The 25,261-nt window shown below is 74.7% G+C and carries 26 protein-coding genes and 8 pseudogenes; 18 read left to right on the top strand and 16 right to left on the bottom strand.

Annotated elements, in window-relative coordinates; translation table 11 throughout:
* The first annotated feature begins 83 nt into the window (after positions 1-83).
* From U6N30_RS18795 to U6N30_RS18775, 5 genes are read left to right on the top strand one after another with little or no spacing between them, the layout of a single operon-like run.
* Positions 84-545 carry a hypothetical protein gene (locus U6N30_RS18795; protein ID WP_324273449.1) on the top strand — a complete coding sequence of 154 codons (462 nt, stop codon included), beginning with the start codon at positions 84-86 and terminating at the stop codon, positions 543-545.
* 49 nt (positions 546-594) lie between these two features.
* A complete protein-coding gene (locus U6N30_RS18790; protein ID WP_324273448.1) occupies positions 595-834 on the top strand; it encodes a hypothetical protein in 240 nt (79 codons plus the stop codon).
* On the top strand, positions 831-1,058 hold the full coding sequence (locus U6N30_RS18785) for an NAD-dependent epimerase/dehydratase family protein (protein WP_324273447.1): 228 nt from the start codon (positions 831-833) through the stop codon (positions 1,056-1,058). Before U6N30_RS18790 ends, U6N30_RS18785 begins: the two co-directional genes overlap by 4 nt.
* Positions 1,055-1,693: an NAD-dependent epimerase/dehydratase family protein gene (locus U6N30_RS18780; protein ID WP_324273446.1), complete on the top strand. Its 639-nt coding sequence runs from the start codon at positions 1,055-1,057 to the stop codon at positions 1,691-1,693. The genes U6N30_RS18785 and U6N30_RS18780 overlap by 4 nt, the downstream gene beginning before the upstream one ends.
* Complete coding sequence (locus U6N30_RS18775; RefSeq protein ID WP_324273445.1) at positions 1,690-2,376, top strand: glycosyltransferase; 687 nt, start codon at positions 1,690-1,692, stop codon at positions 2,374-2,376. The genes U6N30_RS18780 and U6N30_RS18775 overlap by 4 nt, the downstream gene beginning before the upstream one ends.
* A gap of 1 nt (position 2,377) precedes the next feature.
* Here the strand turns inward: U6N30_RS18775 and U6N30_RS18770 are convergent, their stop codons facing one another.
* The 4 genes from U6N30_RS18770 to U6N30_RS18755 all read right to left on the bottom strand — a co-directional run bounded on the left by U6N30_RS18770 (position 2,378) and on the right by U6N30_RS18755 (position 6,066).
* A complete protein-coding gene (locus tag U6N30_RS18770; RefSeq protein ID WP_324273444.1) occupies positions 2,378-3,826 on the bottom strand; it encodes a glycosyltransferase family 39 protein in 1,449 nt (482 codons plus the stop codon).
* A 105-nt stretch (positions 3,827-3,931) separates the two neighbouring features.
* Complete coding sequence (locus tag U6N30_RS18765) at positions 3,932-5,023, bottom strand: PGPGW domain-containing protein (RefSeq protein WP_324273443.1); 1,092 nt, start codon at positions 5,021-5,023, stop codon at positions 3,932-3,934.
* 86 nt (positions 5,024-5,109) lie between these two features.
* The gene (locus U6N30_RS18760; protein WP_324273442.1) at positions 5,110-5,379 is read right to left on the bottom strand and encodes a DUF2277 domain-containing protein; all 270 of its coding nucleotides are present in this window, start codon (positions 5,377-5,379) and stop codon (positions 5,110-5,112) included.
* 33 nt (positions 5,380-5,412) lie between these two features.
* Entirely contained in the window at positions 5,413-6,066 is a 654-nt protein-coding gene (locus U6N30_RS18755) for a hypothetical protein (protein WP_324273441.1), read from the bottom strand.
* A 140-nt stretch (positions 6,067-6,206) separates the two neighbouring features.
* Between U6N30_RS18755 and U6N30_RS18750 the strand changes: the two genes are divergently transcribed.
* Both U6N30_RS18750 and U6N30_RS18745 read left to right on the top strand, forming a co-directional pair.
* Entirely contained in the window at positions 6,207-6,560 is a 354-nt protein-coding gene (locus U6N30_RS18750) for a hypothetical protein (protein ID WP_324273440.1), read from the top strand.
* A 42-nt stretch (positions 6,561-6,602) separates the two neighbouring features.
* Positions 6,603-7,256 (top strand): annotated as a pseudogene (locus U6N30_RS18745) (SDR family NAD(P)-dependent oxidoreductase); the annotation flags it as partial.
* Here U6N30_RS18745 and U6N30_RS34175 read toward each other — a convergent pair.
* The 3 genes and pseudogenes from U6N30_RS34175 to U6N30_RS34165 form a co-directional block, all read right to left on the bottom strand.
* Positions 7,144-8,271, bottom strand: a complete 1,128-nt coding sequence (locus tag U6N30_RS34175) for a response regulator (RefSeq protein ID WP_422678126.1) — start codon at positions 8,269-8,271, stop codon at positions 7,144-7,146. The pseudogene U6N30_RS18745 and the gene U6N30_RS34175 sit on opposite strands and share 113 nt — an antisense overlap.
* A 157-nt stretch (positions 8,272-8,428) precedes the next feature.
* Positions 8,429-8,995 (bottom strand): annotated as a pseudogene (locus U6N30_RS34170) (sensor histidine kinase); the annotation flags it as partial.
* A 505-nt stretch (positions 8,996-9,500) separates the two neighbouring features.
* A pseudogene (locus tag U6N30_RS34165) lies at positions 9,501-9,923 on the bottom strand (hypothetical protein); the annotation flags it as partial.
* Between the two features lie 161 nt (positions 9,924-10,084).
* On the opposite strand from U6N30_RS34165, the pseudogene U6N30_RS18730 reads away from it, so the two are divergent.
* From U6N30_RS18730 to U6N30_RS18705, 3 genes and pseudogenes are all read left to right on the top strand, one after another.
* Positions 10,085-11,112 (top strand): annotated as a pseudogene (locus tag U6N30_RS18730) (Bug family tripartite tricarboxylate transporter substrate binding protein).
* A gap of 90 nt (positions 11,113-11,202) precedes the next feature.
* Positions 11,203-13,195: pseudogene (locus U6N30_RS34160) on the top strand (tripartite tricarboxylate transporter permease).
* A 168-nt stretch (positions 13,196-13,363) separates the two neighbouring features.
* Positions 13,364-13,606: a universal stress protein gene (locus tag U6N30_RS18705; RefSeq protein ID WP_324273435.1), complete on the top strand. Its 243-nt coding sequence runs from the start codon at positions 13,364-13,366 to the stop codon at positions 13,604-13,606.
* 66 nt (positions 13,607-13,672) lie between these two features.
* On the opposite strand, the gene U6N30_RS18700 is transcribed toward U6N30_RS18705, so the two are convergent.
* From U6N30_RS18700 to U6N30_RS18685, 4 genes and pseudogenes are all read right to left on the bottom strand, one after another.
* Positions 13,673-15,028, bottom strand: a complete 1,356-nt coding sequence (locus tag U6N30_RS18700; protein ID WP_324273434.1) for a sugar phosphate isomerase/epimerase and 4-hydroxyphenylpyruvate domain-containing protein — start codon at positions 15,026-15,028, stop codon at positions 13,673-13,675.
* Between the two features lie 112 nt (positions 15,029-15,140).
* Positions 15,141-15,527 (bottom strand): annotated as a pseudogene (locus U6N30_RS18695) (sugar phosphate isomerase/epimerase family protein); the annotation flags it as partial.
* Positions 15,524-16,225, bottom strand: a complete 702-nt coding sequence (locus U6N30_RS18690; protein ID WP_324273433.1) for a LacI family DNA-binding transcriptional regulator — start codon at positions 16,223-16,225, stop codon at positions 15,524-15,526. The gene U6N30_RS18690 and the pseudogene U6N30_RS18695, both read right to left, overlap by 4 nt.
* A complete protein-coding gene (locus tag U6N30_RS18685) occupies positions 16,138-16,536 on the bottom strand; it encodes a LacI family DNA-binding transcriptional regulator (RefSeq protein WP_324273432.1) in 399 nt (132 codons plus the stop codon). The genes U6N30_RS18690 and U6N30_RS18685 overlap by 88 nt, the downstream gene beginning before the upstream one ends.
* Positions 16,537-16,659: 123 nt before the next feature.
* On the opposite strand from U6N30_RS18685, the gene U6N30_RS18680 reads away from it, so the two are divergent.
* The 7 genes and pseudogenes from U6N30_RS18680 to U6N30_RS34155 all read left to right on the top strand — a co-directional run bounded on the left by U6N30_RS18680 (position 16,660) and on the right by U6N30_RS34155 (position 21,447).
* Positions 16,660-17,076: a TRAP transporter small permease gene (locus tag U6N30_RS18680; RefSeq protein ID WP_324273431.1), complete on the top strand. Its 417-nt coding sequence runs from the start codon at positions 16,660-16,662 to the stop codon at positions 17,074-17,076.
* A 123-nt stretch (positions 17,077-17,199) separates the two neighbouring features.
* Entirely contained in the window at positions 17,200-17,517 is a 318-nt protein-coding gene (locus U6N30_RS18675; protein ID WP_324278594.1) for a hypothetical protein, read from the top strand.
* Positions 17,415-17,630, top strand: a complete 216-nt coding sequence (locus U6N30_RS18670; RefSeq protein ID WP_324278372.1) for a TRAP transporter large permease subunit — start codon at positions 17,415-17,417, stop codon at positions 17,628-17,630. The genes U6N30_RS18675 and U6N30_RS18670 overlap by 103 nt, the downstream gene beginning before the upstream one ends.
* An 11-nt stretch (positions 17,631-17,641) precedes the next feature.
* Positions 17,642-18,472: a TRAP transporter large permease gene (locus tag U6N30_RS18665; RefSeq protein WP_324273430.1), complete on the top strand. Its 831-nt coding sequence runs from the start codon at positions 17,642-17,644 to the stop codon at positions 18,470-18,472.
* Positions 18,469-19,350: a shikimate dehydrogenase gene (locus U6N30_RS18660; protein WP_324273429.1), complete on the top strand. Its 882-nt coding sequence runs from the start codon at positions 18,469-18,471 to the stop codon at positions 19,348-19,350. The genes U6N30_RS18665 and U6N30_RS18660 overlap by 4 nt, the downstream gene beginning before the upstream one ends.
* Positions 19,351-19,397: 47 nt before the next feature.
* Positions 19,398-20,429, top strand: a complete 1,032-nt coding sequence (locus U6N30_RS18655; RefSeq protein WP_324273428.1) for a DctP family TRAP transporter solute-binding subunit — start codon at positions 19,398-19,400, stop codon at positions 20,427-20,429.
* Positions 20,426-21,447 (top strand): annotated as a pseudogene (locus tag U6N30_RS34155) (phosphotriesterase family protein). The gene U6N30_RS18655 and the pseudogene U6N30_RS34155 overlap by 4 nt, the downstream one beginning before the upstream one ends.
* Positions 21,448-21,572: 125 nt before the next feature.
* Here the strand turns inward: U6N30_RS34155 and U6N30_RS18640 are convergent.
* Positions 21,573-21,752: a hypothetical protein gene (locus U6N30_RS18640; protein ID WP_324273426.1), complete on the bottom strand. Its 180-nt coding sequence runs from the start codon at positions 21,750-21,752 to the stop codon at positions 21,573-21,575.
* Positions 21,753-21,784: 32 nt separating this feature from the next.
* Between U6N30_RS18640 and U6N30_RS18635 the strand changes: the two genes are divergently transcribed.
* Positions 21,785-22,417: a hypothetical protein gene (locus tag U6N30_RS18635; RefSeq protein ID WP_324273425.1), complete on the top strand. Its 633-nt coding sequence runs from the start codon at positions 21,785-21,787 to the stop codon at positions 22,415-22,417.
* Between the two features lie 7 nt (positions 22,418-22,424).
* Here U6N30_RS18635 and U6N30_RS18630 read toward each other — a convergent pair whose 3' ends face one another.
* The 4 genes and pseudogenes from U6N30_RS18630 to U6N30_RS34150 all read right to left on the bottom strand — a co-directional run.
* Positions 22,425-22,979, bottom strand: coding sequence for a dihydrofolate reductase family protein (locus tag U6N30_RS18630; RefSeq protein WP_324273424.1), 555 nt, complete (start codon positions 22,977-22,979; stop codon positions 22,425-22,427).
* Between the two features lie 31 nt (positions 22,980-23,010).
* Complete coding sequence (locus tag U6N30_RS18625; protein ID WP_324278370.1) at positions 23,011-23,532, bottom strand: ATP-binding cassette domain-containing protein; 522 nt, start codon at positions 23,530-23,532, stop codon at positions 23,011-23,013.
* A complete protein-coding gene (locus U6N30_RS18620) occupies positions 23,469-24,959 on the bottom strand; it encodes a hypothetical protein (protein WP_324273423.1) in 1,491 nt (496 codons plus the stop codon). The genes U6N30_RS18625 and U6N30_RS18620 overlap by 64 nt, the downstream gene beginning before the upstream one ends.
* Positions 24,960-25,154: 195 nt before the next feature.
* Positions 25,155-25,244 (bottom strand): annotated as a pseudogene (locus U6N30_RS34150) (ATP-binding cassette domain-containing protein); the annotation flags it as partial.
* Between the last annotated feature and the right edge of the window lie 17 nt (positions 25,245-25,261).

Below are 25,261 nucleotides of genomic sequence, written 5' to 3'. Positions count from 1 at the left end.
TGCACCCGCTGAGGTTTAGGGAAGCCTAAGCTCCGCTGCGTGGACCTCTTCCTCTTCACGGTCGACCCCGCCTGGGGAACGACGTGGTCGCCGCCGGAGCAGCCGGCATCGTCGTCGACTGGGAGCGCCGCGGCAAGGCGCGGCGGCAGCAGGGCGAGAACACCCAGATCAACGAGGACACCCCCGAGGACCTCTCGCGGATGCGCGCGGCCACCCCGGGCCGGCTGGTGTGCCGGATCAACGGGTACGGCCCCTGGACCGCGGCGGAGGTCGGCGAGGCCGTCGCCCGCGGTGCGGACGAGGTGCTGCTGCCGATGGTGCGCACGGTCGAGGAGGTGGACCGCACCCTCGACCTGGTGGCGGGCCGCTGCGGCGTCGGGATCCTGGTCGAGACCCAGGACGCGGTCGACCGGTCGGCCGAGCTCGCCCTGCGCCCCCTGTCCCGCATCTACGTCGGGCTCAACGACCTGCGCATCGACCGCGGTTCCGACGAGCTGTTCCGTCCCTGGTCGACGGCACGGTCGACGCCGTGCGCGCAGCGGTGACCCAGTCGTTCGGCGCGGCCGGCCTGACGCTGCCGGGGAGGGGTTCCCGGTGAGCTCCGATCTGCTGGCGGCCGAGCTGGTGCGCCTGCGGACCGACTTCACCTTCCTCCGTCGCTCGTTCACCGCCGACATGGCCGGCCGCGACCCGTTCACCGAGGTGCCGCGCCTGCTGCAGTCGCTGGCCACGCTGCGGGGCGGTGACGCCGCCGAGGCGGCCGGGCGCCGGTCGCGGTTCGTCGAGGCCGTCACCGGGAGGCCGGTCGCCGCGGCGGTGCCGGCTCCGGCGTGAGGGCGCTGGTCACCGGTGCCGGCGGCTTCGTCGGGCGGCACCTGGTCGACCGGCTGACCGCCGACGGCTGGGACGTCGTCGGGCTCACCCGCCAGCAGGTCGATCTGGCCGACCCCGTGGCCGGCGCGGCGGCGGTGCGCGCGGCCGACCCGGACGTGGTCTTCGCGCTGGCCGCGGGCCGCGCGAAGGCCACCCCGCGGAGCGGGCGGCGACGACGGCGGTGAACACCAGTCCCTGGCTGGTCGACGCGCTGCCCGACCGCTGCCGCGCCGTCATCCGGCTCGGGTCCTCCACCGAGTACGCCGCGTCCCCACGTCCGCTCACGGAGGCGGCCGCCCTGGAGCCGCGGGGCTTCTTCGGCGCCACCAAGGCCGCCGGCTCGCTGCTGCTGCTGGGCGCCGCGGTCGAACGCGGGGTCCGGGCCGCCGTGCTGCGCGCCTTCCAGGTCTACGGGCCGGGCGACCACTCCACCCGGCTGGTCCCGGTCGTCCTCTCCGCCGCACGCACCGGCGGCACCGTGCCGCTCCCGGCCCGGGTGAGCCGGCGCGACTGGATCTGGGTCGGCGACGTCGTCGACGCCTGCGTGCGGGCCGCCACCGACGACGCGCTGCCGCCCGGCACGGTGCTCAACCTCGGCACGGGGAGGCAGACGAGCACCGAGGAACTCGTCGACACGGCCGCGCGGGTGACCGGCCGGCCGATCGCCACCGCGGCCGGCGCGCACCCGGGCCGGGAGTGGGACACCGCCGACTGGGTCAGCGACCCGTCCGCCGCCCGCCGGCTGCTGGGCTGGGCGCCGACCGTGGACCTCGCCGAGGGGCTGGCCCGCACGTGGGCGGCCGACGGGGGACCGGCGTGACGGAGGCGAGGATCGCGATCGTCGTCCCCGTGCACGGCAACGCCGCCACCCTGCGGCCGCTGGCCGAGCGGCTGGCGACCGCTCTCGCCGGCCGGGACTGGCGGCTGCGGCTGGTCATCGACGCGTCGCCCGACGACAGCGCCGCAGTGGCAGGGACGCTCGCGGCGGCGGACGGCCGGATCGCGGTCACGGAGCTGCGCGTCAACGTCGGCCAGCACGCCGCCCTGGCCCAGGGTCTGGCCGACGAGCCGGACGCCGACGCGTGGGTCTGCCTCGACGCCGATCTGCAGGACCCGCCCGAGGCGGTCCCGCTGCTGCTCGACCGGCTGGCCCGGGGCGACGTGGGTGCGGTCTTCGCCGGCCGGCGCGGGCGCTACGAGTCCCCGGCGCGGCGGCTGACGGGCACCGTCCACCGGCGGGTCGCCGCGCGGCTCACCGGACTGCCACCGGACGCCGGTGCCTTCCTGGCGATGGACCCGCAGGTGCGCGACGCCGTCGTCCCCGCCGTCCGCGACCAGGGCGCGCCCAGCGTCGTCCTGGCGGTGGTCCGGGCCCGGCGGCCGGTGACCAGCATCCCGGTCGCGCGCGACCGCCGGCCGGAAGGCCGGTCGGCGTGGACCGGGCGCTCGCGTGCCCGCCAGTCCGCACGGTCCCTGGCGTGGGCGGTGCGGTCCGGCCGCTGACTCACTTCTCCCAGAGCTGCAGCACCAGGTGCGTCTTGCTGGCGGAGAAGTTGTGCACGTCGGTCATGCGCAACCCGGCCTCGCGCATGATCTCGTCGTCGTCGGTGGGCTCGGGGACGCGGTCGATGAGCCGGCGGACCAGCCAGACCCGGTCGGCGTCGGCCGGGGCGTCGTCCGGCGGCAGCACGACGTCGGGGCGCAGCTGCGGGGCCAGGGTGCGCACGTAGTGGTCCAGCCCCATCGCCGAGCGCTGGTCGGCGGCGACGATCGGCTCCCCGGCGCGGTGCAGGTCGGCCAGCGTGGCGACGAGCTCATCGGAGCGCTCCCGCGGTCCCCGCTCGGCCATCGGCGCGACGGTGAGCAGCGAGCACGCCAGCACCAGCGCCGCCACGGGCACCCGGGCGAGCCGCGGCAGGGCGAACGTGCCGGCGGCGGCCAGCACGCCCACGCCCAGCAGCCCGACGAGCAGGTAGCGGGGCAGGTACACCGGCCGCACGAGCTCGGCGAGGACGAGCAGCAGCAGCGGGACCACCGCCCACGCCGTGGCGACGACGCGGACACCGCGTGCGCGCACCGCGCCGACGGCGGCGAGGCCGACGGTGAGGGCGAGCAGCGGGGTCCAGCCGCCGGCCCAGGCGTGCACGGCCAGGGCGGGTAGGGCGCCGCCGGTGCCGGCGAGGTGCTCGGCGTTGCGCCCGCCGGTCCCGTTGAGCAGGTTCAGCAGCACCATGGCGGCCGTGGGCGCCACGGCGAGGGCGCCGGTCAGCACCACCGGCACCGCCCGCCGGCCGCGCAGCGCGACCCCGGCGACCACGAACGCGGCCAGGGCGGTGACCGCGTACCAGTGCATGAGGCCCATGGCCGCGCCGGCCAGGCCGAACAGCAGCAGGCCCCGCGGCGGGTCCTGGAGCCAGCGGGCCAGCCCCAGCAGTGCGGCGCCGGTGGCCAGCACCGCGAGCCCGTAGCTGCGTGCCTCCACCGACTGCTCGAGCACCAGCGGGCTCGCGGCCAGCAGCAGACCGGCCAGGACCCCGGTGCCGTGTCCCGCCAGCCGCGTGACGCCCCGCGTGATGAGGGCCAGGCCCCCGGCCGTGCCGAGCAGGGAGAGCACGCGCAGCGAGGTGTCGCCGCCGAGCCCGGGCAGCGACAGCCAGGCGTGCGCGACCACGTAGTACGGGGCGTTGTACGACGGCGGGACGGTCGCCAGGTAGTCGGCGGTCCCGCGTCCGGACACCACCGCCTCGAGGATGTCGCCCAGCGGCAGCCGGCCCACCTCGGCGGTGAACAGCTCGTCGAACCACAGGCCGTGCCCCGGGCGGAGCAGCACGAGGCCGAGGACCAGCACCAGGAGCGGGGGCAGCAGCTCGACCGGGGACCAGCGGGCGCCGGCCGGATTGGCTTCTTCGGACGCGGGACTGCGTGCGTCGTCCCGGGTCGCCGTCGCGGTCACGCCGAAAGGTTAGGCGGGCCCGGCCCGCGGCCCCGCCCGGTGCCCCGGCATGTCGACCGGTCGACCGGTCGACCGGTCGATCTGGCGACATGTCGACTTCTCGGCTCAGAGCCCCAGGGCCACCTTCGCCTGATCCACGAGCTGGTAGTGCCCGACCGCCCAGAAGGCGACGCCGGCTGCGGCGAGGCCGCCCACGGTCACGGCCGTGGAGGAGATCGGGTGCTGCTTGGCGTGCTGCCAGGCGTCCTTGGCCTTGCGCTTGAACACGGCGAAGAAGCGCGCAGCCCACTCGAACTCGCTCGACCACACCCACAGGCCCAGCAGGACGGGCGGGATCGTGAGCGGGCCGGGCAGGGCGGTGAGCGCGATGCCCAGCAGGATGAACAGCAGCCCGGTGATGAAGACGGCGACCCGGAAGGGCACGACCAGACCGGGCTTGCCGTGGATGCGTTCACGCAGCGAGCCGGGCTTCGCCGGTCGCGGCTTGCCGAGCCCGTCGGTGCAATGGGGGCAGCGGGTGGCGCCCATCGACGGGGGCGCGGCGGGGTCGGCCGCGGGATGGTCGGTGGTCGCTGTGCCGGTCTGGGTCATGAGCTTTCCTCTGAGGACATCGGGCGTGGTGGGCCGTCGGTGGTGGCCTGCGACTGGCTCAGCCGGGCGTGATGCCCGCGGCCACCTCGGAGGGCGCTGCTGCTCGCCGGCGTAGGAGCTGATCGCGACGAGGGCGCCGGTGAGGGCGGGGATGACCCACTGGAGGGTGTCGAGCTGCTGCTGAGCGGCCGCGACGTCGGGCGCCAGTGCCTTGGCCCGCCGGCTCGGCTTGGTGCCCCGCTTGGACGGCGGGTTCTCGGCGGCGGAGACCCGCTGACCCAGCACCCGGCTGTAGGCGGTGGCGCCGAGGGCAGCCGCGGTGAGCAGCGTCTTGAGGGTCGACATGCCGGCGACGCCCTGCTGGGCCGCCACGCGCTCCTTGTTCGCGCGCAGCTGGCCGACGCTGCCGATGAGGTGCGCCCCGATGGCGGCGGCGTTGACCGGCGTCCAGCGGTCCCAGCCGGCGTTGGCCACGCGGCCGGTGGCCGAGTCGCTCCCGGCCTCGCCGGCGGCGGCGTTCAGCGCGACGGCGTTGGCGAGCGTGCCGCCGAACCAGGCGGACAGACCGAGGTCGTGCAGCGAGCGGGACAGGGTGTTGCGCGCCATGACGAACTCCTAGGGCAGGGGAGGGACGCCCCGCTCCTACCCTCGCCGCCGGACGTCTAGTCGATTGTGTGCAACACGTCGCGAGCTCAGGTGCCGTAGCGCAGGGCCGCGCGTTCGCGGGCCTTGGCGGCCTCGACGTCGCGGTCCTTGGGTGGGGCGCTGGTCACCAGGGCGTCCAGGAGCCGGGTGGACGCCGCGGCGACCTCGGCCACGGCGCGGCCGAACGCGTCGGCGTTGGCCCGGGACGGCTTCGTCGTCCCGCTGATCTTGCGCACGTACTGCAGGGCCGCGGCCTGGATCTCGTCGTCCGTCGCCGGCGGCTCGAAGTTGGAGAGCGGGCGGATGTTCCGGCACATGCCCGGGAGCCTAGAGAAACGCCGGGGTCGCGCCTAGGCGTCGAAGCCGGCGCGGTCGACCTTGCGGTGGAAGCGCTCGCCCAGCTTGCCGCCGATCAGCGCACCCAGCAGCGTGGCCAGGAGGATGGCCAGCAGCGTGATGATCCCGGCGGTGGTGGCGGTGCCCTCGTCGATCGGGATGCGAGGCAGGTTCAGCTGCTGCAGCACGTTGTACTGGGCACCCAGGAGGGCGCCCGCCGCGGCCAGCACGAGGACGACCACGAGGCCGATCAGCCACACGGCGAGGCCCTGCCGGGCGCCGTCGAAGCGGGACATCCGGCCGGCCACGTACCCGCCGGCGAGGTACGCGAGGAAGAGGACGACGAGGATGGCGATCCCGCCCCCGATGCCGATGGCATCGGCCTGCTCCGCCGCCTCGTCGGCGGTGTCCACGCCCTGGGCGAGGCCGAGTGCCACCCCGGCCGCCGAGAGCAGGGCGACGAGCAGCACCGCGAGGCCGTTGGCCGACAGCCAGCCGAAGAACGCCGCGCCCCACTTGATGCCGCCGAAGACGGCGCGCTGGGCGGCCACGGCCTCCCGGGGCGTGGCGCGCGAGACCGTCGTCCCGTCGGTCGCGAGCGGTGCCGTGGGCTCGCGGTGGGCCCCGTGCTGGGAGCCGTCGTGCCTGGTGTGGTCGGTGCCGGCCATGCTGGGTCTCCTCTGGGCGGGTGGGTCTGCGTCGATCCCCTGCGATCCGGAGCCGGGTGTCCGCGGGTGTCCCGGGCAAACCACGGGCGGGGACGGGTCGTCCGTCCGGGTGACCTGCGCCACCCGGTCGGAGTACGGCGATGACGGTCCTGCTGGTCGACACGGCCAACGTCGTCGGTTCCCGTCCGGACGGCTGGTGGCGCGACCGCGCCGGTGCGGCCACCCGACTGCTGGCCCGTCTGGCCGCGGTGCCCGGACGCACGCTGACCGCCCCGGACGGCGGCGTGCTGGCGTGCGCGGAGGTCGTCGCCGTCGTCGAGGGCAGGCCCGCGACGTGCCCGCCCCGGACGGCGTGCGGGCGGAGCGCGCCGCCGGCAGCGGGGACGACACGCTCGCCGCGTGCGCCGCGCGGCTCGTGGAGGACGGGGTCGCGCTGCTGGTCGTCACCGCGGACCGCGGGCTGCGCACCCGGCTGCCCGCCGGGACACCCGTGACCGGGCCGGGATGGCTCCTGGCGGTGCTCGACGACATCGGTTGTGCACCACCCGCATGAGCCCGTGGGCCCCCGGGTAGCGGGACCGGGACGCCGAGCGGAGGTGGGTGGGTCGATCGCCCTCCCCGTCCTGCCCCGAGGAGCTGACCACGTGCCCACACCCACCGATCCCGACGGCCCGCAGCGGGTCCTGATCACCGGAGCCTCCAGCGGCATCGGCCGGGCGACCGCCGTGGAACTCGCCGGCCGCGGCGCCCGCCTGGTCCTGGTGGCCCGGGGGCGCGAGTCGCTGCAGGAGGCCGCCGCGGAGGTGCTCGCCGCCGGCGCGGGGGCCGCGCTCGTGCGCCCCGCGGACGTCACCGACGAGGCCGCGGTCCAGGCCGCCGTCGCCGACGCGGTCGCCGAGTTCGGCGGTCTCGACGTCGTCGTGCACGCCGCGCAGGTGATGGCGTACGGCCGCATCGAGGACGTGCCGAAGGAGGTCTACGAGCGGGTCGTGAACGTCTCCCTGCACGGCACGGCGAACGTGGCGCGCGCCGTCCTGGCGGTGTTCCGGAAGCAGGGCGCCGGGCACCTCGTCGTCGTCAACTCGCTGCTGGGGAACATCGCCACTCCGCTGCTCGGCAGCTACGTGACGGCGAAGTGGGGCCAGCTCGGCCTGATCCGGGTCCTGCAGCTGGAGACCCGGGACGAGCCCGGCATCTCCGTGTCGGCCGTCCAGCCGGGCGGCGTGGACACGCCGATCTATGTCCAGGCCGGGTCGTGGACCGGCAACACCGGCCGGCCCCGCCGCCGGTGTACTCGCCGCAGCGCGTGGCCCGCGCGGTGCTGTCGACGGTCGACCGGCCGCGGCGGATCGTGCAGGCCGGGCTGTTCAACCCGCTCATCACCGCGGGCTTCCGGCTGCTCCCGGAGTGTTCGACATGCTGGTCGGGCCGCTGCTGCAGCGGATGGCGATCTCGACCGACGAGGTGCCGGCCACGGAGGGCAACGTCTTCGAGTCCAAGCCGGCGGGCAACGCCACCGAGGGTCGCTGGCACAGCATCTAGGCCGTCGGCAGCCCTCGCGCCGGCTAGTGCACCCAGCGGTAGCCGTTCTCCGGTCGCCCGGTGCCGCCGTACCGGGGAAGACGGCCGCCCGGCCGGTGCGCTCCAGGTGCTCCAGGTACCGGCGGGCGCTGACCCGTGCGAGGCCGCACCGCTCGGCCACCTGGCCGGCGGACAGGTCCTCGTCGGAGGCGGTGCGCAGCGCACGGGCCACCGACTCCAGGGTGCGGGGCGAGAGCCCCTTGGGCAGGTCCGCGACGGTCGCCGGGAGGCCGGCACGGCGGGAGTGCAGCATCCGGTCGACGTCCCGCTGCTCGAGCGACGTGGAGGAGTCCTCGCTGCGACGCAGCAGTTCCGTGCGGTGGGCGCGGTAGACCTCCAGCCGCTCGCGGAAGGTGGCCAGCGAGAAGGGTTTGACCAGGTAGTCGACGACTCCGCCGGCCATGGCCTGCCGGACGGTTTCGACCTCCCGCGCCGCGGTGATCGCCAGCACGTCGGGCTGCGGCCCCGGTTCGACCGGATCCGCCGGAGCACCTCGATGCCGGAGATGTCGGGCAGGTAGACGTCGAGGAGCAGCAGGTCCGGCTGCAGGACGCGCACGGCCTCCACCGCCCGTTCCCCGCGGTGCACCTCGCCCACCACCTCGAATCCCGGGAGGGACTCCACGTAGCCCCGGTGCACCGAGGCGACGGCGAAGTCGTCGTCGACCACGAGCACCCGCACCGTGCCGCCGGCGGTCACGGCGCCACCAGCGCGCCCGGCGCGGGCTGCCTGGACACGGGCAGCCGCACGGTGACGCGCGCGCCGCCGGCGGGGAGTCGGTGACCGTCGCCGTCCCGCCCCGGCGCGCCGCGATGCGGGCCACGAGGGCCAGTCCGATACCGCGGCCGTGGTTGCCGTCCGGTCGGCCCTTCGTCGTCACGCCCACGTCGAACACCCGGGCCCGGTCGGCCGGCGCCACCCCGGGCCCGTCGTCGTCGACCCGCACCAGCACGGTCCCGTCGTCGTCCTGGCGCACCAGGACGTGCACCTCGCCGCCGTGGCCCGCGGCGTCGACCGCGTTGTCCACCAGGTTGCCGACCACCGTCACGACGTCGTCGCCGAGGCCGGCCGGCAGCCGGCTGCCGGCGCCGAGCACCAGCCGGACGCCCTGCTCGCGGGCCACCGCGGCCTTGGCCAGGAGGAGAGCGGTCACACCCGGATCCGCGACATCGGTCAGCGGCGCCCCGCTCAGCAGGCGACCGCCTCCGATGCGCTCGATGAAGGAGATGGCGTCGGCCCGCCGGTCGAGCTCGATCAGTCCCTGGACGACGTGCAGCTGATTGCTGAACTCGTGCGCCTGGGCCCGTAGCGTGTTGGTGAGGTTGCGCTGGCCGTCGAGCTCGCGCATCGCGCTGAACAGCTCGGTGCGGTCGCGCAGGGTGAGCACCTCGGCGATCCGGCGACCACTGACGACCGCGGGCGTGCGGTTGGCGACCAGCAGGCGCTCGCCGGAGAGCACCAGCTCGTCGGTGACGTCCCGCTTCCCGAGCACGAGCGGGAGCATGGCGGTGTCGAGCACGTCGGCGGCCGGCCGGCCGGCGACGTCCGGGGCAGGTCCAGCAGCCGTGACGCCTCGTCGTTGACCAGGACCACCCGACCCTTCTCGTCGACGGCGACCAGCCCTCGCGGATGCCGTGCAGCATCGCCTCGCGGGTCTCCAGCAGCCGGGCGATCTCCTCGGGCTCCAGGCCGAAGATGCGGCGGCGCAGCAGCCGGACGACGAGGACCGATCCCAGCGCGCCGACGAGCGCGGCGCCGCCGAGCCAGGCGACGAGGACGGGCGCCTCGCGGTCGAACTCAGCGGCCAGCTCGCGTTCCAGGATGCCGACCGAGACGGCACCGATCACCCTGCCGTCCGCGCCGCGCACCGGCACCTTGGCGCGCAGCGACTCCCCGAGGGTGCCGGTCTCGGTGCCGACGAACACCTCGCCGGCCAGCGTGGTGCTCGGATCGGTCGACACCCGTTCACCGATGCGGTCGGGGTCGGGGTGGGAGAGGCGGATCCCGTCCCGGTCGGTGATGACGACGAAGGTGACCGCCGAGGCCTTCCGGATGAGCTCCGCGAGGGGCTGCAGCGTCTGGCTGGGCTCGGCCGTCCCGTAGGCGTCCACCACGCTGGGCAGCCGGGCGGTGCTGTTGGCCACCGTGAGCACCTGCTGGCGGTAGGCGTCCCGGATCTGCTCCTGCTGGTGGTGCACGGCGACGGCGCCGGCGAGCAGCAGCGTCCCGAGCACGATGCCCACCTGCAGCAGCAGCAGCTGCGCTCCCAGGGTCATGGTCCGACGCACCCGCCCATTGTCACCGTCCGGACCTCGGATGTGACCGCGACCACAACGACCAATACGACCGCTACGACCGCAGGATTCTGCTGCCGTCCCGGCGCTCCTAGCGTCCGTCGCACCACGAGCCGTCCGGCTCCGGGACGAGGAGGTCTCCCATGACAGTCGCCCATCGAGCGGTCCACCGGCCGGCCCGCCGGCGCCTGCGCTCGGCATCGGTCGCGGCGGCAGCCGCGGTCGCCGTCGTCGCGACCGGTTGCAGCGACGGCGGCAGCGGCGGCGCCGGCGGAGGGGGCGCCGACCGGATCAACCGGCTCGCGGTGATGGCACCGGCCGACCCCGGCGGTGGCTGGGACCAGACGGCCCGGGCCATGGCCGCGGCGCTGGAGAGCGAGGAGCTCGTCGGCAGCACCCGCGTGACCAACGTGGGCGGGGCGGGCGGCACCGTCGGTCTCGCGGAGCTCGCCAACGAGCGCAGCGAGGACTTCCTCATGGTCATGGGGCTGGTCATGGTCGGCGCCGTCGAGACCAACCAGTCGCAGGCCACCCTCGACGACGTCACCCCGCTGGCCCGGCTGACCACCGAGGACGAGATCATCGTCGTCCCGGCGGACTCGCCGTTCGAGACGGTCGACGACCTCGTCGAGGCCGTCCGCGCCGAGGGCCGGGGCGTCTCGATCGCCGGCGGCTCGGCCGGCGGCACCGACCACATCGCGGCCGGGCTGCTCTTCCAGGCGGCGGACCTGCCCATCGAGGACCTCAACTACGTGGCGTTCTCCGGTGGCGGCGAGTCGCTGGCCGCGCTGCTCGGTGACCAGGTCGACGCCGGCATCTCCGGCGTCGGCGAGTACGCCCAGCAGATCGAGGCGGGGAGCTGCGGGCCCTGGCGGTCACCGGGTCGGAGCCCGTCGAGGGCATCGACGCGCCCACCTTGACCGAGGCCGGCTACGACGTGGAGCTGACCAACTGGCGGGGCGTCGTGGCGCCGCCCGGCATCTCCGACGAGGCGCGTGAGCGGCTGCTCGCCCTGGTGGCGCAGATGCAGGAGTCGGAGGCCTGGCAAGCCGAAGTCGAGGAGCGCGGCTGGGCGGACGCCTACCTCGCCGGCGACGAGTTCGACGCCTTCCTGGCCGAGGAGCGCCAGCGCGTCCGTGGCGTGCTGGAGGACATCGGGCTGGTCCAGTGAGCACCGCCTCCGGCTCCGACGCCGCCCCCGCAGGGAGCGGCGCCGGAGCGGGGCGGTCGCACCCGGACGTGGTCCTGGGGCGAGGCCGCCATCGCGGTCGGGCTGTTCGCCGTGGGGGTGTTCACCCTCGTGGAGACGACGACCATCACCGTTCCCGGCTCGGCGAACGTGCTGGGCCCCCGGGCCTTCCCGTACGCGGTCGGCGTGCTCCTGGTCGGCGCCTCCGTGGCCCTCGCGGTCAGCCTGCTGCGGGGGCAGCACGGCCGTGCCGAGGAGGGTGAGGACGTCGACGCCTCCGCCCGCACCGACTGGGTGACCGTCGCGAAACTGGTCGCCTCCTTCGCCGCGCTGGTGCTGCTGATCGAGCCGCTGGGCTGGCCCATCGCGGCCACCCTGCTGTTCGCGGGGACGGCCTGGGCCCTCGGCGCACGCATCTGGCGCGCCGCCGTCGTCGGCGCGGTGCTCAACGTCGCCGTCCACGTGCTGTTCGTGCAGGTCCTCGGGCTGTTCCTGCCTGCGGGGCCGTTGGAGGGGTGCCTTTCTTTGGGTGACATCGGCCTGCTGATGGACGGCTTCGCGGCCGTTCTCCAACCGCTCTACCTGCTGTACGCGCTGATCGGCGTCACGGTGGGCACTGCCGTCGGCGTGCTCCCGGGCATCGGCCCGGCCATGACCGTGGCCCTGCTCCTTCCGCTGACCTACAGCCTGGAGCCCGCCGCCGCCCTGATCCTGTTCGCCGGCATCTACTACGGCGGCATGTACGGCGGCTCCACGACGTCGATCCTGCTCAACACCCCCGGCGAGGCGGCGTCGATCGTCACCGCGTTGGAAGGCAACGCGATGGCCCGGGCCGGGCGGGGGCGTCGGCGCTGGCGACGGCGGCGATCGGCTCGTTCGTCGCGGGCACCATCGCCACCGTCGCGCTCACCTTCCTGGCGCCGCTGGTCGCCGACCTCGCCGTCCAGCTCGGCCCGCAGGACTTCGTGGCGCTCACGGTGCTCGCCTTCCTCACCGTGGCGGCGATGTTCGGTGCCTCGCCGGCGCGGGGATCGCGGCGCTGGCGGTCGGGTTGCTCCTGGCCATGGTCGGCACCGACTCGCTCACCGGGCAGCAGCGCTTCACCTTCGGGCTGCCGGCTCTCGCCGACGGCATCGACGTGGTCGTGGTGGCGGTCGGCATCTTCGCCGTCGGCGAGGCGCTCTACGTCGCGTCCCGGATGCGGCGGGGGCCCCTGCCCCTGGTGCCGATCGGTGGCAGCTGGATGAGCCGCGAGGACTTCCGGCGTTCGTGGAAGCCGTGGTTGCGCGGCGCTGCGGTCGGGTTCCCCATCGGCACCATCCCGGCCGGTGGTGCCGACGTCGCGACGTTCCTCTCCTACTCGATGGAGCGGAAGCTCTCCACGCGGAAGGAGGAGTTCGGCCACGGCGCGATCGAGGGCGTGGCCGGCCCGGAGTCGGCGAACAACGCGGCGGCCGCCGGCGTGCTGGTGCCGCTGCTGACCCTCGGGCTCCCGACCTCGGCGACGGCGGCGATCATCATCGTGGCCTTCCAGAGCTACGGCATCCAGCCCGGTCCGCTGCTGTTCGAGCAGGAGGCGCCGCTGGTGTGGACGCTGATCGCCAGCCTCTACATCGGCAACCTGCTGCTGCTGGTGCTGAACCTGCCGCTGGTGGGCGTCTGGGTGAAGCTGCTGCAGATCCCGCGCCCCTACCTGTACGCCGGCATCCTGACCTTCGCCGCGCTGGGCAGCTACGCGGTCGGTGCCTCGACCGCGGACATGATCCTGCTGTTCCTCGTGGGGGTGCTCGGCTGGGGCATGCGGCAGTTCGGCTTCCCCGTCGCACCGGCCGTCGTCGGCCTCATCCTGGGGCCGATCGCCGAGGAGCAGTTGCGGCGCACGCTGGCGATCAGCCAGGGCGACCCGAGCGCGCTGATCACCAGCCCGTTCGCCGCGGTCGTCTACACCCTGCTCCTCGTCTTCCTCGCCGTCGGCGTGTACCTCAAGCGTCGGCAGTCCCGGGTCGAGGAGGAGCTCAGCCACTCCCGGGCGGAGCCCGTGACGACAGAAGGGACCCACTCGTGACCATCGTCGTCGGATACGTGCCGAAGCCCGAGGGCGTGCGGCGCTGCGCGCTGCGGTGGAGGAGGCGGACCTGCGGAACCAGCCGCTGCACGTGCTCAACACCTCCCGGGGGACGCCTACGTCGATCCGTCCTACGCGACAGCCGAGGACCTGGCCGAGGTCCGGCGGTTGCTGGAGGAGTCCGGCATCCCGTTCGAGCTCGAGCAGCTCGTCGGGGGCCGCGACGGCGCCGAGGAGGTGGTGGCGGCGGCGGAGCGGCTCGGTGCCTCGCTGATCGTGATCGGTCTGCGACGGCGGACGCCGACCGGCAAGTTGATCTTCGGCAGCGACGCGCAGCGGATCCTGCTCGATGCCCATTGCCAGGTGCTGGCGGTCAAGGCCGCTCCGGGCGGCGAGCACGGCCAGGGATGAGGTGCCGCTGATCGACGCCGGTGGAGCCGCCGGGTCGCGGTCGCGGTCGCGCTGCGCCGGGCCCGGTCAGCCGGCGTCAGCGGCGGCGAGCCGGGCCCGCCGGTGCGCGGTCATGCGCACGGGGGCGTCCACCGCGCCGTAGGCGTCGTAGCCGCCGATCCGCTGGACCACCTCGAGGTAGACGCGGTCGCCCAGCACCGGCGTGCACAGGTGGAGGTAGGCGCCCTGCTCGTCCTCGTCGTAGAGCAGGCCGTGCTCGCGGAGGTCGGCGAGCAGCTGCGGGTCGAGATCGAAGCGGGCGTCGAGGTCGTCGTGGTAGTTCGCCGGGATGGGCAGGACGGGGGCGCCGGCGGCCCGCAGGGCGCGGGCGGTGGCGACGAGGTCGTCGGTGGCGAATGCGACGTACTGCGGCGCCGGCACCCCGGGGCCCACCCGCCCCGCCGCAGCAGCGACACCGACAGCGCCAGCCGCACGGTGCGGTCGGGGTTGGTGACCGCGCGGTTGCGCACGAGCCCGTACGGCGCGGGGATCTCGGTGATCGCACCGGTCCGGAGGCCCAGGACCTCGCGGTAGAAGAGGCCGGCCTCGTCGAAGGAGTCGAAGGGCTGGGTGAGCCCGACGTGGTCCACCGCGGTGATGCCCGCTCCCGCGCCGGGGTCGGCGCCGGTGGGCAGGAAGTCGGCCGGCCAGCCCTCCGGGACGGTGCGGGTGAAGAAGACCTGGGTGCCGTCCGGCGCCGCGACCGCCGACAGGTCGGCCTCGGCGGCCCCCGGGTGCGGGGAGCACCGGGGCCAGGAGCGCGGTCGCGCGGTGCGCCGAGCGGGTCGGGTCCTCGCTCTCCAGGCCGAGGGCGGTCACCTCGGCGGTGCCCGCCGCAGCCGGACGCACGACCGACGCGTTGACCAGCACCCGGGCGGTGCCCTGCTCCCACAGCTGCACCGGCTTGGAGCGGTGCTGCCCCGTGTGGGCGAACCCCAGGGCGGCCAGCAACTGGGCGACCTGCGGCCCGGAGACCCCGTCGACGGCCAGCTCGGTGAAGGCGTAGCCGGTCAGATCGGGCGCGGGCGGCGGAGCGGTCAGGCCCAGGTCGGGACATCGCCCGGCCAGCTGCTCCTCCAGCCACAGCAGCGAGCGCATGGCGTCGACGGCCGTTCGACCGGGGTCGGCCTGGCGGAAGACGTCGTTGAACACCTCGAGCGACAGCGGCCCCGCATAGCCGGCGTCGAGCACGGCGGCCAGGAAGCCGGGCAGGTCGAACGCGCCCTGGCCGGGGAAGAGCCGGTGGTGGCGGCTCCACTGGAGGACGTCCATCTGCAGCTGGGGCGCATCGGCCAGCTGGAGGAAGAACAGCTTCTCGCCGGGGACGGCCGCGAAACCGGCCGGGTCCCCTGGCGGGACAGCACGTGGAAGCTGTCCAGGCACAGTCCCAGAGCCGGGTGGTCGGCCCGCCGGACGGCGTCCCACGAGCGGTCCCAGGTGGACACGTGCTTCCCCAGGCCAGCGCCTCGTAGGCGATCCGGAGTCCGCGGGCCGCCGCCCGGTCGGCTGCCGCCGCCAGCTGCTCGGCGAGCCGGTCGGGGTCGTCCACGGCGTCCGCGCCGACCGAGGAGCAGACCAGCACCGTGGAGGTGCCCAGCGCGGCCATGACGTCGAACTTCCGCTCCGCGCGGCGCAGGTTGCGGCCGAAGCGGTGCGGATCGGTCGAGTCGAGGTCCCGGAAGGGCTGGTACAGGTCGATCGAGAGGCCCAGGTCGGCGCACCGCAGGGCGACCTCCGCCGGCGACCAGGGCGAGGCGAGCAGATCCGGTTCGAACACCTCGACCCCGTCGAAGCTCGCGCCGACAGCGGCGGCGAGCTTGTCCTCCAGCGTGCCCGACAGGCAGACCGTGGCGATGGCGCGGCGGAAACGCGTCGGGGTCATGGGTGGTCCTCTCGAGGGGTGGAACCGGGGGCACCGGTGGAGTCGCGCAGGACCAGCTCGGAGGGCAGTGCGATCTCGGGGGCGAGGCGGAGGTCACGGGGCGCGCCGACCGCCTCGAGCAGGATCTCGACGGCCGCTCGGCCGACGTTCTCGTGCGCGCCGCCGAGCGTGGTCAGCCGCGGCGTGCAGAGGTCGGCGGCGAAGATGTCGTCGAAGCCGACGACGCTCACGTCGCCCGGCACGCGGACGGCGCGGTCGGCCAGCCGGCGCAGCACCCCGATGGCCAGCAGGTCGTTGTGCGCGATGACCGCCGTCGCCCCCGTGCGCAGCGCCGCGTCCGCCGCGGCGCCGCCGTGCGCCACCGTCGGGGTGAACGGTCCGGCCCGGACCGCGGACAGCCCGTGCTCGGCCGCCGCGTCACCGATCGCCTCCCACCGGCTGGCCGCCATCCAGGAGTTCTGCGGTCCGGCCAGGTAGACGACCGACGAGTGCCCGAGCGAGGCCAGGTGGGCCACCATCTGCCGGCAGCCCTCGGTGTGCTCCACCACCACGCTGGCCAGGCCCGGGACGCGACGGTTGACCATGACCACCGGGTGGTCGACGGCCAGCTTCACCAGGATGTCGGTGGGCTGGCGGCTGGCGGCGAGCAGGAAGCCGTCGACCGACCGGGACAGCCGGCGCACCTGCTCCAGCTCCATCCGGGGGATTCCTCGGCGTTGACCAGCACGAGGGTGTACTCGGCCGCCTTGGCCCGCATCTCCGCGCCCCGGATGAGCTCGAAGAAGTGCGGGTTCGTGATGTCGGAGACCACCATCGCCAGCGTCTGCGTCCGGCGGGAGGTCAGCGCCCGCGCGTGCGGATTGGGCGCGTACCCCAGCTCCCTGGCGACCTGGAGCACATGGGTGCGGGTCGCCTCCCCGAGGCGGCCGCGGTTGCTGAACGCGCGCGACACCGTGGAGGTCGCCACCCCGGCCGTGCGGGCGACGTCGTAGATCGTCGGGTTGCTCACGGCGTCATCGAACCGTGACCTGGGCAACTTGCGCAACCGCTTGCTCGGGTTGATCTCCGGCTCCTACGGTCCCGGCATGGCTGTGACCGCCGGCACACCGGCGTGGACCGAGAGGAGGGCGTGGTGAGCGAACGGACCGCGTCCGAGGCGCCCCCGCGCTGGTGGACCCCGTGGGTCCGCTGGATCACCAGGATCGAGCTCGCCCTCGGCGCGGTGGCCCTGGTGATCATGTTCGTGCTGGTGCTCGTGCAGGCCGGCCAGCGCTACCTGCCGGTGGACGGCTGGTCCTGGACCGGCGAGCTCTCGCGCTTCAGCCTGGTCTGGCTGACCTTCACCGTGGCCGGCGTCCTGGTGACGTCCGACTCGCACATCGCCCTGCAGCTGGTCGACTCGATCAGGAAGCCGATCGTCGTCCGGGCCGTCCGCATCTTCGCGTGCGCCACGGTCGCGGTCATCAGCGTGGGCTTCGCCATCGAGGCGTGGGAGCTCATGACCGGCCCGGGGGCGACGTGCGCTCGCCGTCGCTGCGCATGCCGCTGACCCTGCTCTACCTCTTCCCGTTCCTGGGCTTCGTCAGCACCGCAGTCCGGGGGCTGTCGCCGCGGTGGTCTTCGCCGTCCGTGGCGTCCCGGCCGCGCCCGAGCACACCGAGGTGCGCGCCTGATGGAACTGCTGCTGCTGTCGATCGCCATCGTCGTCCTGCTGGTCCTGCGGGTACCCGTCGCCTTCGCGTTCCTGGGACCGTCGCTGGGCTACATGTGGCTCACCGACCAGTCCGTGGGTCTGGCGCTGCGGCTGATCATCAACGCCACGGCGAGCTTCCCCTGCTGGCCGTCCCGCTCTTCGTGCTGCTGGGTGTCGTCGCCAACCGGGGTGGCATCGCCGACCGGCTCTTCGACTTCGCCCTCGCCCTGCTGGGCCGGGTCCGCGGCGGGCTGGGCTACGTCAGCGTCGGGGTCAGCCTGGGTTTCTCGTGGATGAGCGGGTCGGCGGTCGCCGACGCCGCGGCCCTGGGCAAGGTGCAGATCCCGGCCATGCTGCGCAACGGCTATCCGCTGAAGTTCGGGGTCGGCGTCACCGGGGCGGCCTCCTGATCGCACCGGTCATGCCGCCGAGCATCCCCGCGGTCATCTTCGCCGGCCTCGCCGCCGTCTCGACCGGTGCGCTCTTCGCCGCCTCCGTCGTCCCGGCGATGCTGATGGCGGTGGGGCTGTGCATCGTGGTCTTCGTCCTGGTGCGCCGGATGCCCGACATCCAGCGCACCCCGTTCTCGATGCAGCACCTGCTGGCCACCGGGAAGCGGGTGGCCGGCCCGCTCCTGGCGCCGGTGATCATCCTGGGCGGGATCCTGGGCGGCTTCTTCACCCCGACCGAGGCCGCCGCGGTCGGCGCCGCGTACATGCTGCTGCTCTGCCTGATCTACCGGAGCCTGCACGTCCGCGAGCTGCCCAAGGTGCTCACCGAGACCGTCACCACGACGGCGGCGATCATGATCATCGTCTCCTCGGCGTCGCTGCTGGGCTACATCCTGGCCCGCGAGCGGGTGCCCCAGCTGCTGGCCGAGAACGTCTTCGGGTTCACCGAGAACGCCACGGTGTTCCTGGCGATGACCGCCGTGCTGATGCTGATCCTCGGCACGGTCATCGACCCGACCGCCGTCCTCGTGCTGGTCGTGCCGATCCTGCTGCCGATCAGCGCGAGCTTCGGCGTCGACCCCATCGTGCTCGGCGTCCTGATGATCGTCTCGCTGATGATCGGGCTGCTGACCCCGCCGGTCGGCACCGTGCTCTACGTCCTGAGCCACGTGGCGGAGACCAAGGTGAGCGTGGTCTTCCGCGGGTCGCTGCCGTTCATCGTGCCGCTCGTCGCGATCTGCGTGCTGATCGTCCTCTTCCCCGACGCCGTGCTGTGGCTGCCGGAGGTGCTCGGACTGTGAGCCGCTCCTATCTCGCCGGCCTGTTCGGGCAGGGCATCGGGCCCTCCCTCTCCCCGGAGCTGCACGAGCGCGAGGGGCTCCGGCAGGACCTCCGCTACGTCTACCGGTCGATCGAGCTGGACGACGCCCAGCTGGCCCCGGAACGGCTGCGCGGGCTGCTCGCCCACGCCGTCGAACTCGGCTTCGACGGCCTCAACGTCACCCACCCGGTCAAGCACGTGATGACGCCGCTGGTCGACGAGCTGTCCCCGGGGGCGGCCGCCATCGGGGCGATCAACACGGTGGTCATCCGCGACGGCACGACCACGGGGCACAACACCGACGTCACCGGCTTCGCGGCCGCGGTGCGCCAGGGCCTGCCGGGTGCCGACCTCGACGACATCGTGCTGGTCGGCGCGGGCGGCGCGGGCACGGCCGTCGCGCATGCGCTCGCCGACCTGGGCGCCGGCGCCCTGCACGTGGTCGACACCGACCGGGGCCGTGCCGAGCGGCTGCTGGCGACGCTGGGCCCAGGGCACGCCGGACGCGGCAGCACCGACACCCCCGACCGGCTGCCCGCACTGCTGTCGCGGGCGTCCGGACTGGTCAACGCCACGCCCATGGGGATGGCCGCGCACCCGGGCGCGCCGGTGGAGGCGGCCCTGCTGCACGACCGCCTGTGGGTCGCCGACATCGTCTACCGCCCGCTGGTGACCGCCCTCGTGCGGTCGGCGACGGAGCGGGGCTGCCGGGTGCTGACCGGCGCCGGCATGGCGGTCAACCAGGCCGCCGACTCCTTCGAACTCTTCACCGGCCGTCCCGCCTCCCGGGCGGCGATGGTCACCGATTTCGACGAGCTCGTCGCCGGCGAGCTCGAGCTCCCCGGGCGGTCGGCATGACCGCCCGCTCCGCACGAACCCACCGGACCCCGACGAAGGGAATTCCCATGTCCAGTCGCACCCGATACCGGCACCCGCTCCTCGCGGCCGCCCTCCTCGCGCCCCTGGTCCTCACCGCCTGCGGCGGCGACGACGGCGACACCGGCGGTGGCGGCGGAGGTGCTGGTGGCGAGGTCGAGCTGACCCTCGCGCACAGCTACACCGAGCAGCAGCCCCAGCACCGGTGCGGTGCGCAGGTGATCGCCGACGAGGTCGAGGCCGCCGACGTCGGGATGACCGTCGAGGTCTTCTCGAGCAGCCAGCTCGGCGGCGACGCCGACCGCATCCAGTCGGTCGTCTCCGGCGACATCGACATCGACATCCAGGGCGCGTCGGCCCTCGGCGCGGTGTACGAGCCGATGAGCGTCGTCGACGCGGCCTACGCCTTCGACGACGGCGAGCACCTGGCCCGGTTCTTCGGCAGCGAGGCCTCCGACGAGCTGAAGCAGGGCTTCGCCGAGGAGACCGGCGTGAACGTGCTCGGCGCGTGGTCTGCCGGGGCCCGCCACTTCACGGCCAACACGGCGATCCGCACCCCCGAGGACCTCGACGGCCTGCGGATGCGGTTCCCGAACTCGCCGCAGTTCCTGATGAACGCCGAGGCCCTGGGCGCCAGCGCCACCGAGGTCGCCTACGAGGAGCTGTACCTGGCGCTGCAGCAGGGGATCGTCGACGGCCAGGAGAACCCGATCGTCAACATCTCGGCCTCCAACCTCGGTGAGGTGCAGGACTACCTGAGCCTGTCCGCGCACCAGGAGAACTCCAACCTGGTCATCGTCGGGCCCGTGTGGGACGAGCTCTCCAGCGAGCAGCAGGACGCCCTGAGCGCCGCCATCGACACCGCGGTCGAGCAGGTGCCCGGCTGCGTGGAGGAGGACGAGCAGACGATCCTCGACGAGTGGGAGGCCGCCGGCGACTTCGAGATCGTCGACGACGTCGACACCGACGCCTTCCGCACCCAGGTGGAGGAGTACCTCCGGGCGAACCTCAGCGAGGAGCAGCTGCCCGTCTACGAGGCCATCCGCGACTCCGCCGAGTGACCGACGGCACACCCGCACCCGACCGGGGCGGCCGCGTCGGCGGCCGCCCCGGCGGCGGGGTGCAGACCTTCCGCGGCCCGGTGGATCCCGGGTCGCTCGGCCGCACGCTGATCCACGAGCACGTCTTCGTGGGCAGCACCGAGCTCGACGTCAACCACCCGCACCCGGACTGGGACGAGGACGCGGCCGTCGCCCGCGCCGCCCGCCAGCTCACCGCGCTCTACCGGCTGGGGGTGCGCACCGTCGTGGACCTCACCGTGCTCGGGCTCGGCCGCGACGTCGGCCGGGTCGCCCGCGTCGCGCAGCAGGTGCCGGTGCACCTCGTGGCGTCGACCGGCTACTACACCGACGACGTCCTGCCGCCGTTCTTCCGCACTCACGGGCCGGGCCGGCTGGTGGGCGGTCCCGACCCGCTGGTCGAGTTCTTCGTCGGCGACATCGAGGAGGGCATCGCGGGCACCGGCGTGCGCGCCGGGATGCTCAAGGTGGTCACGGACGCCCCGGGATCACCGACGACGTGGCCCGGGTGATGAGCGCAGCGGCGGTAGTGCACCAGCAGACCGGCGTGCCGATCACGACCCACAGCCGGCCGGACCTGCGCAACGGACTGGACCAGCAGGCGTTCCTGCGCGCGGCCGGGGTCGACCTGTCCCGCGTCGTCATCGGGCACTGCGGCGACTCCGAGGACGTCGCCTACCTGCGGACCCTGATGGACGCCGGCTCGACGATCGGCATGGACCGGTTCGGGATGGAGCACGTGCTGCCCGACGAGCGCCGGGTGGCCGTCGTCCTCGACCTGCTGCGCCTGGGCTACGCCGACCGGATGGTGCTCTCGCACGACGCGGCGACCTTCAGCCGGGTCACCCCGCCGTCGTGGCGCGCGGTGCACGCGCCGCACTGGCACGTCGAGAACATCCCGCGGCGCATCGTCCCGATGCTGCTCGCGGGCGGCGCGTCCCCGGAGGACGTCGACCGGATGATGGTGGCCAACCCGGCGCGGATCCTGACCCCTGCGTGACCGGCGGCCCGGGTGCCGAGCGGCGGGTCAGCCGAAGTACTCGCCGTCGAGGTCCCAGCCGGCCGAGGCCCTGCGGGCCCGGCGACGCCGGATCTCGGCGGCCAGCCGGTGCCGTCGTCCGCCGATCAGCTCCGCGGGGGAGCCGGCGCCGGCTGCTGCTCGGCCGACGCCGCCCGCTCGTGCAGCCGGGCCCGGACGCCGTCGGGCGTGTAGGCGCGTCGCTGGCGCTCGTTGCGGGCCAGCACGACACTCCCGGCCGCGACTCCCGCGAGCCCGGCAACTCCCAGCAGCTTCCAGATGCGCACGGTCGGTAACCTACGCGCTCTAGGTTGGGGGCATGCCCGACCTTTCCTTGGACGACGCGGTGGACCTCACCCGCACCGGCGACGTGTGGGTCTTCCGCGGCCCCTCCGTGGCCGACCGCGCCATCCGAGCGCTGACCAACGCCCCGGTCAACCACGTCGGCATGGCCGTCGTGCTGGAGGACCTGCCGCCGCTGCTCTGGCACGCCGAGCTCGGGAGGTCGCTGCCCGACGCGTGGACCGGCGAGCACCAGCGCGGGGTGCAGCTGCACGACCTGCGCGACGCCGTCCTGACCTGGCGCCGCCGCTACGGCCAGAAGGCGTGGCTGCGGCAGCTCGTGGGCCCGGCCGCGGACGGCGGTGTCACCCCGGCGATGGAGGACGCCGTCCTGCGCACGATCGCCCGGCTGGACGGCCGCCCGTTCCCGACCACCCGCGGCCTCGTGCGCGGCTGGGTCAACGGACGGCTCCGGCGGCAGACCGCCGCCGAGACGGTGTTCTGCGCCGAGCTGGTCGCCGCGACCTACACCGCGATGGAGCTGCTGCCGGGGGACCGGCCGCTCAACGCCTACGACCCGGGCAGCTTCTGGTCCGGCGACGACCTCGAGCTGCTGCAGGGCGCCCGCCTCGGCCCGGAGATCCCGGTCTCGGTGCCCCTCGCCGAGTGAGACCCGCTCACCGACCGGCCACCCGGTAGGTGGACTGCACCATGCCGCCGCGGAAGGTCTGCGTGCGCACGTGCTCCAGCGGGATGTCGGCCGCCAGCTCGCCGAACGGAGTGAGTCCCGTCCCGATCAGGACCGGCACCCGCGAGAGGGTGAGGTCGGCGATCAGGCCGGCACGCAGGAAGGCGTGCACCGTCCGCCCGCCGTCGACGTACGCCCGCCGGACGCCGCCCGCGGTCAGCGCGGCCACCGCGTCGTCCAGCGACCGGTGCACGGTGATCCGCGGATCGGCGCCCGGATCCAGGGTCGTGCTGAGCACGTGCACCGGCCGGCCCTGGTAGGGCCAGTCGTCGAACGGCGCGATGAAGTCGTAGGTGCTGCGGCCCATGACGATCGCGTCGACGCCGGCCACGAAGTCGGCGAAGCCGAAGTCACCGCCCTCGCCGTCGTCCGGCGGCCCGCCGCCGCCGTCCGCGTCGAGGAAGGAGAGGGTGCCGTCGAGCCGGGCGATGAACCCGTCGACGCTCATGCCCAGGAAGACGTGTCCGGTGAATGCAGCAGCCATGACCGACACCTTGGCGCACGGGTACGACGGATCAGACCCCCGCGCCCACGCTGCTGAGCCGGACGACGGCGTCGCCGGGGCGCTCGAGCTCGTCGTGGGTCACGCACACCACCACCCGGCCGGCGAGCGCCCGCCGCAGGTCGTCGACGAGCGCGGCGGCGGTCGGCGGGTCGAGATGGGCCGTCGGCTCGTCGAGCAGGACGACGTCGCGGTCGGCCAGCAGCGCGCGGGCCGCGGCCAGCCGCCGGCGCTCCCCACCGGACAGTGCCGTGCCGCCGGCGCCGACGGGGGTGTCCAGCCCGTGGGGCAGACCGGCGAGCAGGCCGCCCAGCCCGGCGACCGCGAGCGCCGCGCGCATCCGGGCCTCGCCGTCCGGGCCGGCCAGCTCGCCGCGCGGCGCGGCCACCGCCAGGTTGGCGCGGATCGACGACGCGAAGACGTGCGACTCCTGGGGCAGCCAGGCGATGCGGGACCGCACAGCGGCCCCGGTCAGCCGGGCGGTGTCGATCCCGTCCAGTGCGTAGCTGCCCGCGCGAGGCCGCAGCGCCGCCATGAGCACGGCGAGCAGCGTCGACTTGCCCGCCCCGGAGGGGCCGCGGACGACGAGCCACCCGTCCCCGGCGCGAGCGGTGGCGGCCAGCCCGCGCAGGACGTCGGGGCCGGTCGGCCAGCCGGCGGCGAGGTCGTCCACGGCGAGCTCCCGCACCGCCGCCGGGACCGGCAGGGGCTCGGGGGATCGGCCGGCACCGGCGCGGTGAGCACGGCGTCGAGGCGGGCCCGGGCGTCGGCCAGCGCGCCCCGGCGCTGCAGGGCCCCGACGAACCCGGCCAGCGGCTCGGCGAGGGCCAGCGGCGCCAGTGCGAGGACGGCGAGCGCCGGCCCGTCGAGTCGGCCCGCGCCGACGGCCGTCGCCAGGACCGCCGCCAGGCCCGTGCCGAGGCCGATCAGCCCGGTGCCCATGGCTGCGGCCCGGCTGCCGGTGCGGGCGGCCGCCGCCTGCCGGTCGGCCAGCCGGTCGAGGTCGCCGGCCACCCGGTCGGCGAGGCCGTGCGCCCGGAGGTCGGGCAGGGCGTGCAGGACGGTCGTCGTCTCCTCCAGCGCGGCCACCCGGAGCGTGCTGTCCGCGCGTGCCGCTCCGGCGTCGACCCGGCGGTGCAGCAGCACGACGAGCCCGGCGGTGAGGGCGAGGACGACCGCCACGGCGCCGGCGGCGCCCGGGTCGACGAGCGCGAGCGCGGCCGCCGTCCCGGTGGTGACCGCGCCGGCGACGAGCATCGGTGTGCGGACCCGGACGGTGAGGTCCTGCACGACGCCCACGTCCCCGACGACCCGGGCCAGCGCCGAGCCGGGGTGCGGTCGGCGGCGAGGCCCTGCGCGGCGAGGGCGGCCCAGATCCTGACCCGGGTGGCGGCGGCGACGCGCAGCGCGGCGTCGTGCGCGGTGAGCCGTTCCAGCCAGCGCAGCAGCGCCCGGCCCATGCCGAAGAAGCGCACGCCGACGATCGCGACCAACAAGGTGAGGATCGGCGGCATCTCGGCGGCCCGGACGATCAGCCAGCCCGACACCGCGGTCAGCGCGACCCCGGCGCCCGAGGAGAGCGTCCCCGCGACCACGGCCCGCCGCATCGCCCCGCGAACCGGTGCCGTTCCGCCGTCCGGAGCCTCGTCGTGCGGCATCGCGGCGGAGCCCCCGGTGGCGCGGGACGCTCGGCGCCGGCAGTTCCTCCGGGGTGGCCTCGGGTGCCGGGAGGTCGACGGTGCGGTCGGCCAGGGCGGCCAGGGCCGGGTCGTGGGTCACCAGCAGCGTCGTCACGGTGCCGCGCAGGGCGAGCAGGATCTCGGCGACGAGGGCGCGGGCGGCGTCGTCGAGGTGGGCCGTCGGCTCGTCCAGCAGCAGGAGCCGGGCCCCCGCCGGATCCGCACCAGGGCCCTGGCGAACGCCACCTTCTGCAGTTCGCCGGGGAGAGGGACCCGGGTGCACGCCCGGCCAGTTCCGCCGCGCCGAGCCGGGTCAGCGCCTCGACGACGTACGCCTCGCCGACCACCTCGTCGATCCCGGGCCCGGACCCCGCGTGCCGCCGCAGCTCGTCGGCCACGGTCGCGCCGCTGGTCCGGGGAACTGCGGCACGGAGGCCACCGATGCGGGGACGCCGTCGACAGTTCCGGCGAGCGTCGCGTCCGGGCCGACCAGCCCCGCCAGGACGGCGAGCAGCGTCGACTTCCCCGAGCCGCTGCGCCCGCGCACCGCGACCAGCTCCCCGGGGCGGACGGCGAGGTCCACGG

Origin of the sequence: Blastococcus brunescens (assembly GCF_035320885.1) — a bacterium.
GTDB classification, from domain to species: Bacteria; Actinomycetota; Actinomycetes; order Mycobacteriales; family Geodermatophilaceae; genus Blastococcus_B; species Blastococcus_B brunescens.
The sequence above is the reverse complement of the archived record's forward strand: the minus strand, read 5'-3'. Positions and strand labels throughout refer to the sequence as shown.

Coding starts and splice junctions, on each gene's coding strand:
- U6N30_RS18750 (WP_324273440.1), top strand. CDS start 6,207: ATGACGGTCCTGCTGGTCGACACGGCCAACGTCGTCGGTTCCCGTCCG.
- U6N30_RS18630 (WP_324273424.1), bottom strand. CDS start 22,979: ATGGCTGCTGCATTCACCGGACACGTCTTCCTGGGCATGAGCGTCGAC.
- U6N30_RS18665 (WP_324273430.1), top strand. CDS start 17,642: ATGCCGCCGAGCATCCCCGCGGTCATCTTCGCCGGCCTCGCCGCCGTC.
- U6N30_RS18675 (WP_324278594.1), top strand. CDS start 17,200: ATGGAACTGCTGCTGCTGTCGATCGCCATCGTCGTCCTGCTGGTCCTG.
- U6N30_RS18655 (WP_324273428.1), top strand. CDS start 19,398: ATGTCCAGTCGCACCCGATACCGGCACCCGCTCCTCGCGGCCGCCCTC.
- U6N30_RS18625 (WP_324278370.1), bottom strand. CDS start 23,532: ATGGCGGCGCTGCGGCCTCGCGCGGGCAGCTACGCACTGGACGGGATC.
- U6N30_RS18765 (WP_324273443.1), bottom strand. CDS start 5,023: ATGGCGCGCAACACCCTGTCCCGCTCGCTGCACGACCTCGGTCTGTCC.
- U6N30_RS18635 (WP_324273425.1), top strand. CDS start 21,785: ATGCCCGACCTTTCCTTGGACGACGCGGTGGACCTCACCCGCACCGGC.
- U6N30_RS18690 (WP_324273433.1), bottom strand. CDS start 16,225: ATGGAGCTGGAGCAGGTGCGCCGGCTGTCCCGGTCGGTCGACGGCTTC.
- U6N30_RS18755 (WP_324273441.1), bottom strand. CDS start 6,066: ATGGCCGGCACCGACCACACCAGGCACGACGGCTCCCAGCACGGGGCC.
- U6N30_RS18760 (WP_324273442.1), bottom strand. CDS start 5,379: ATGTGCCGGAACATCCGCCCGCTCTCCAACTTCGAGCCGCCGGCGACG.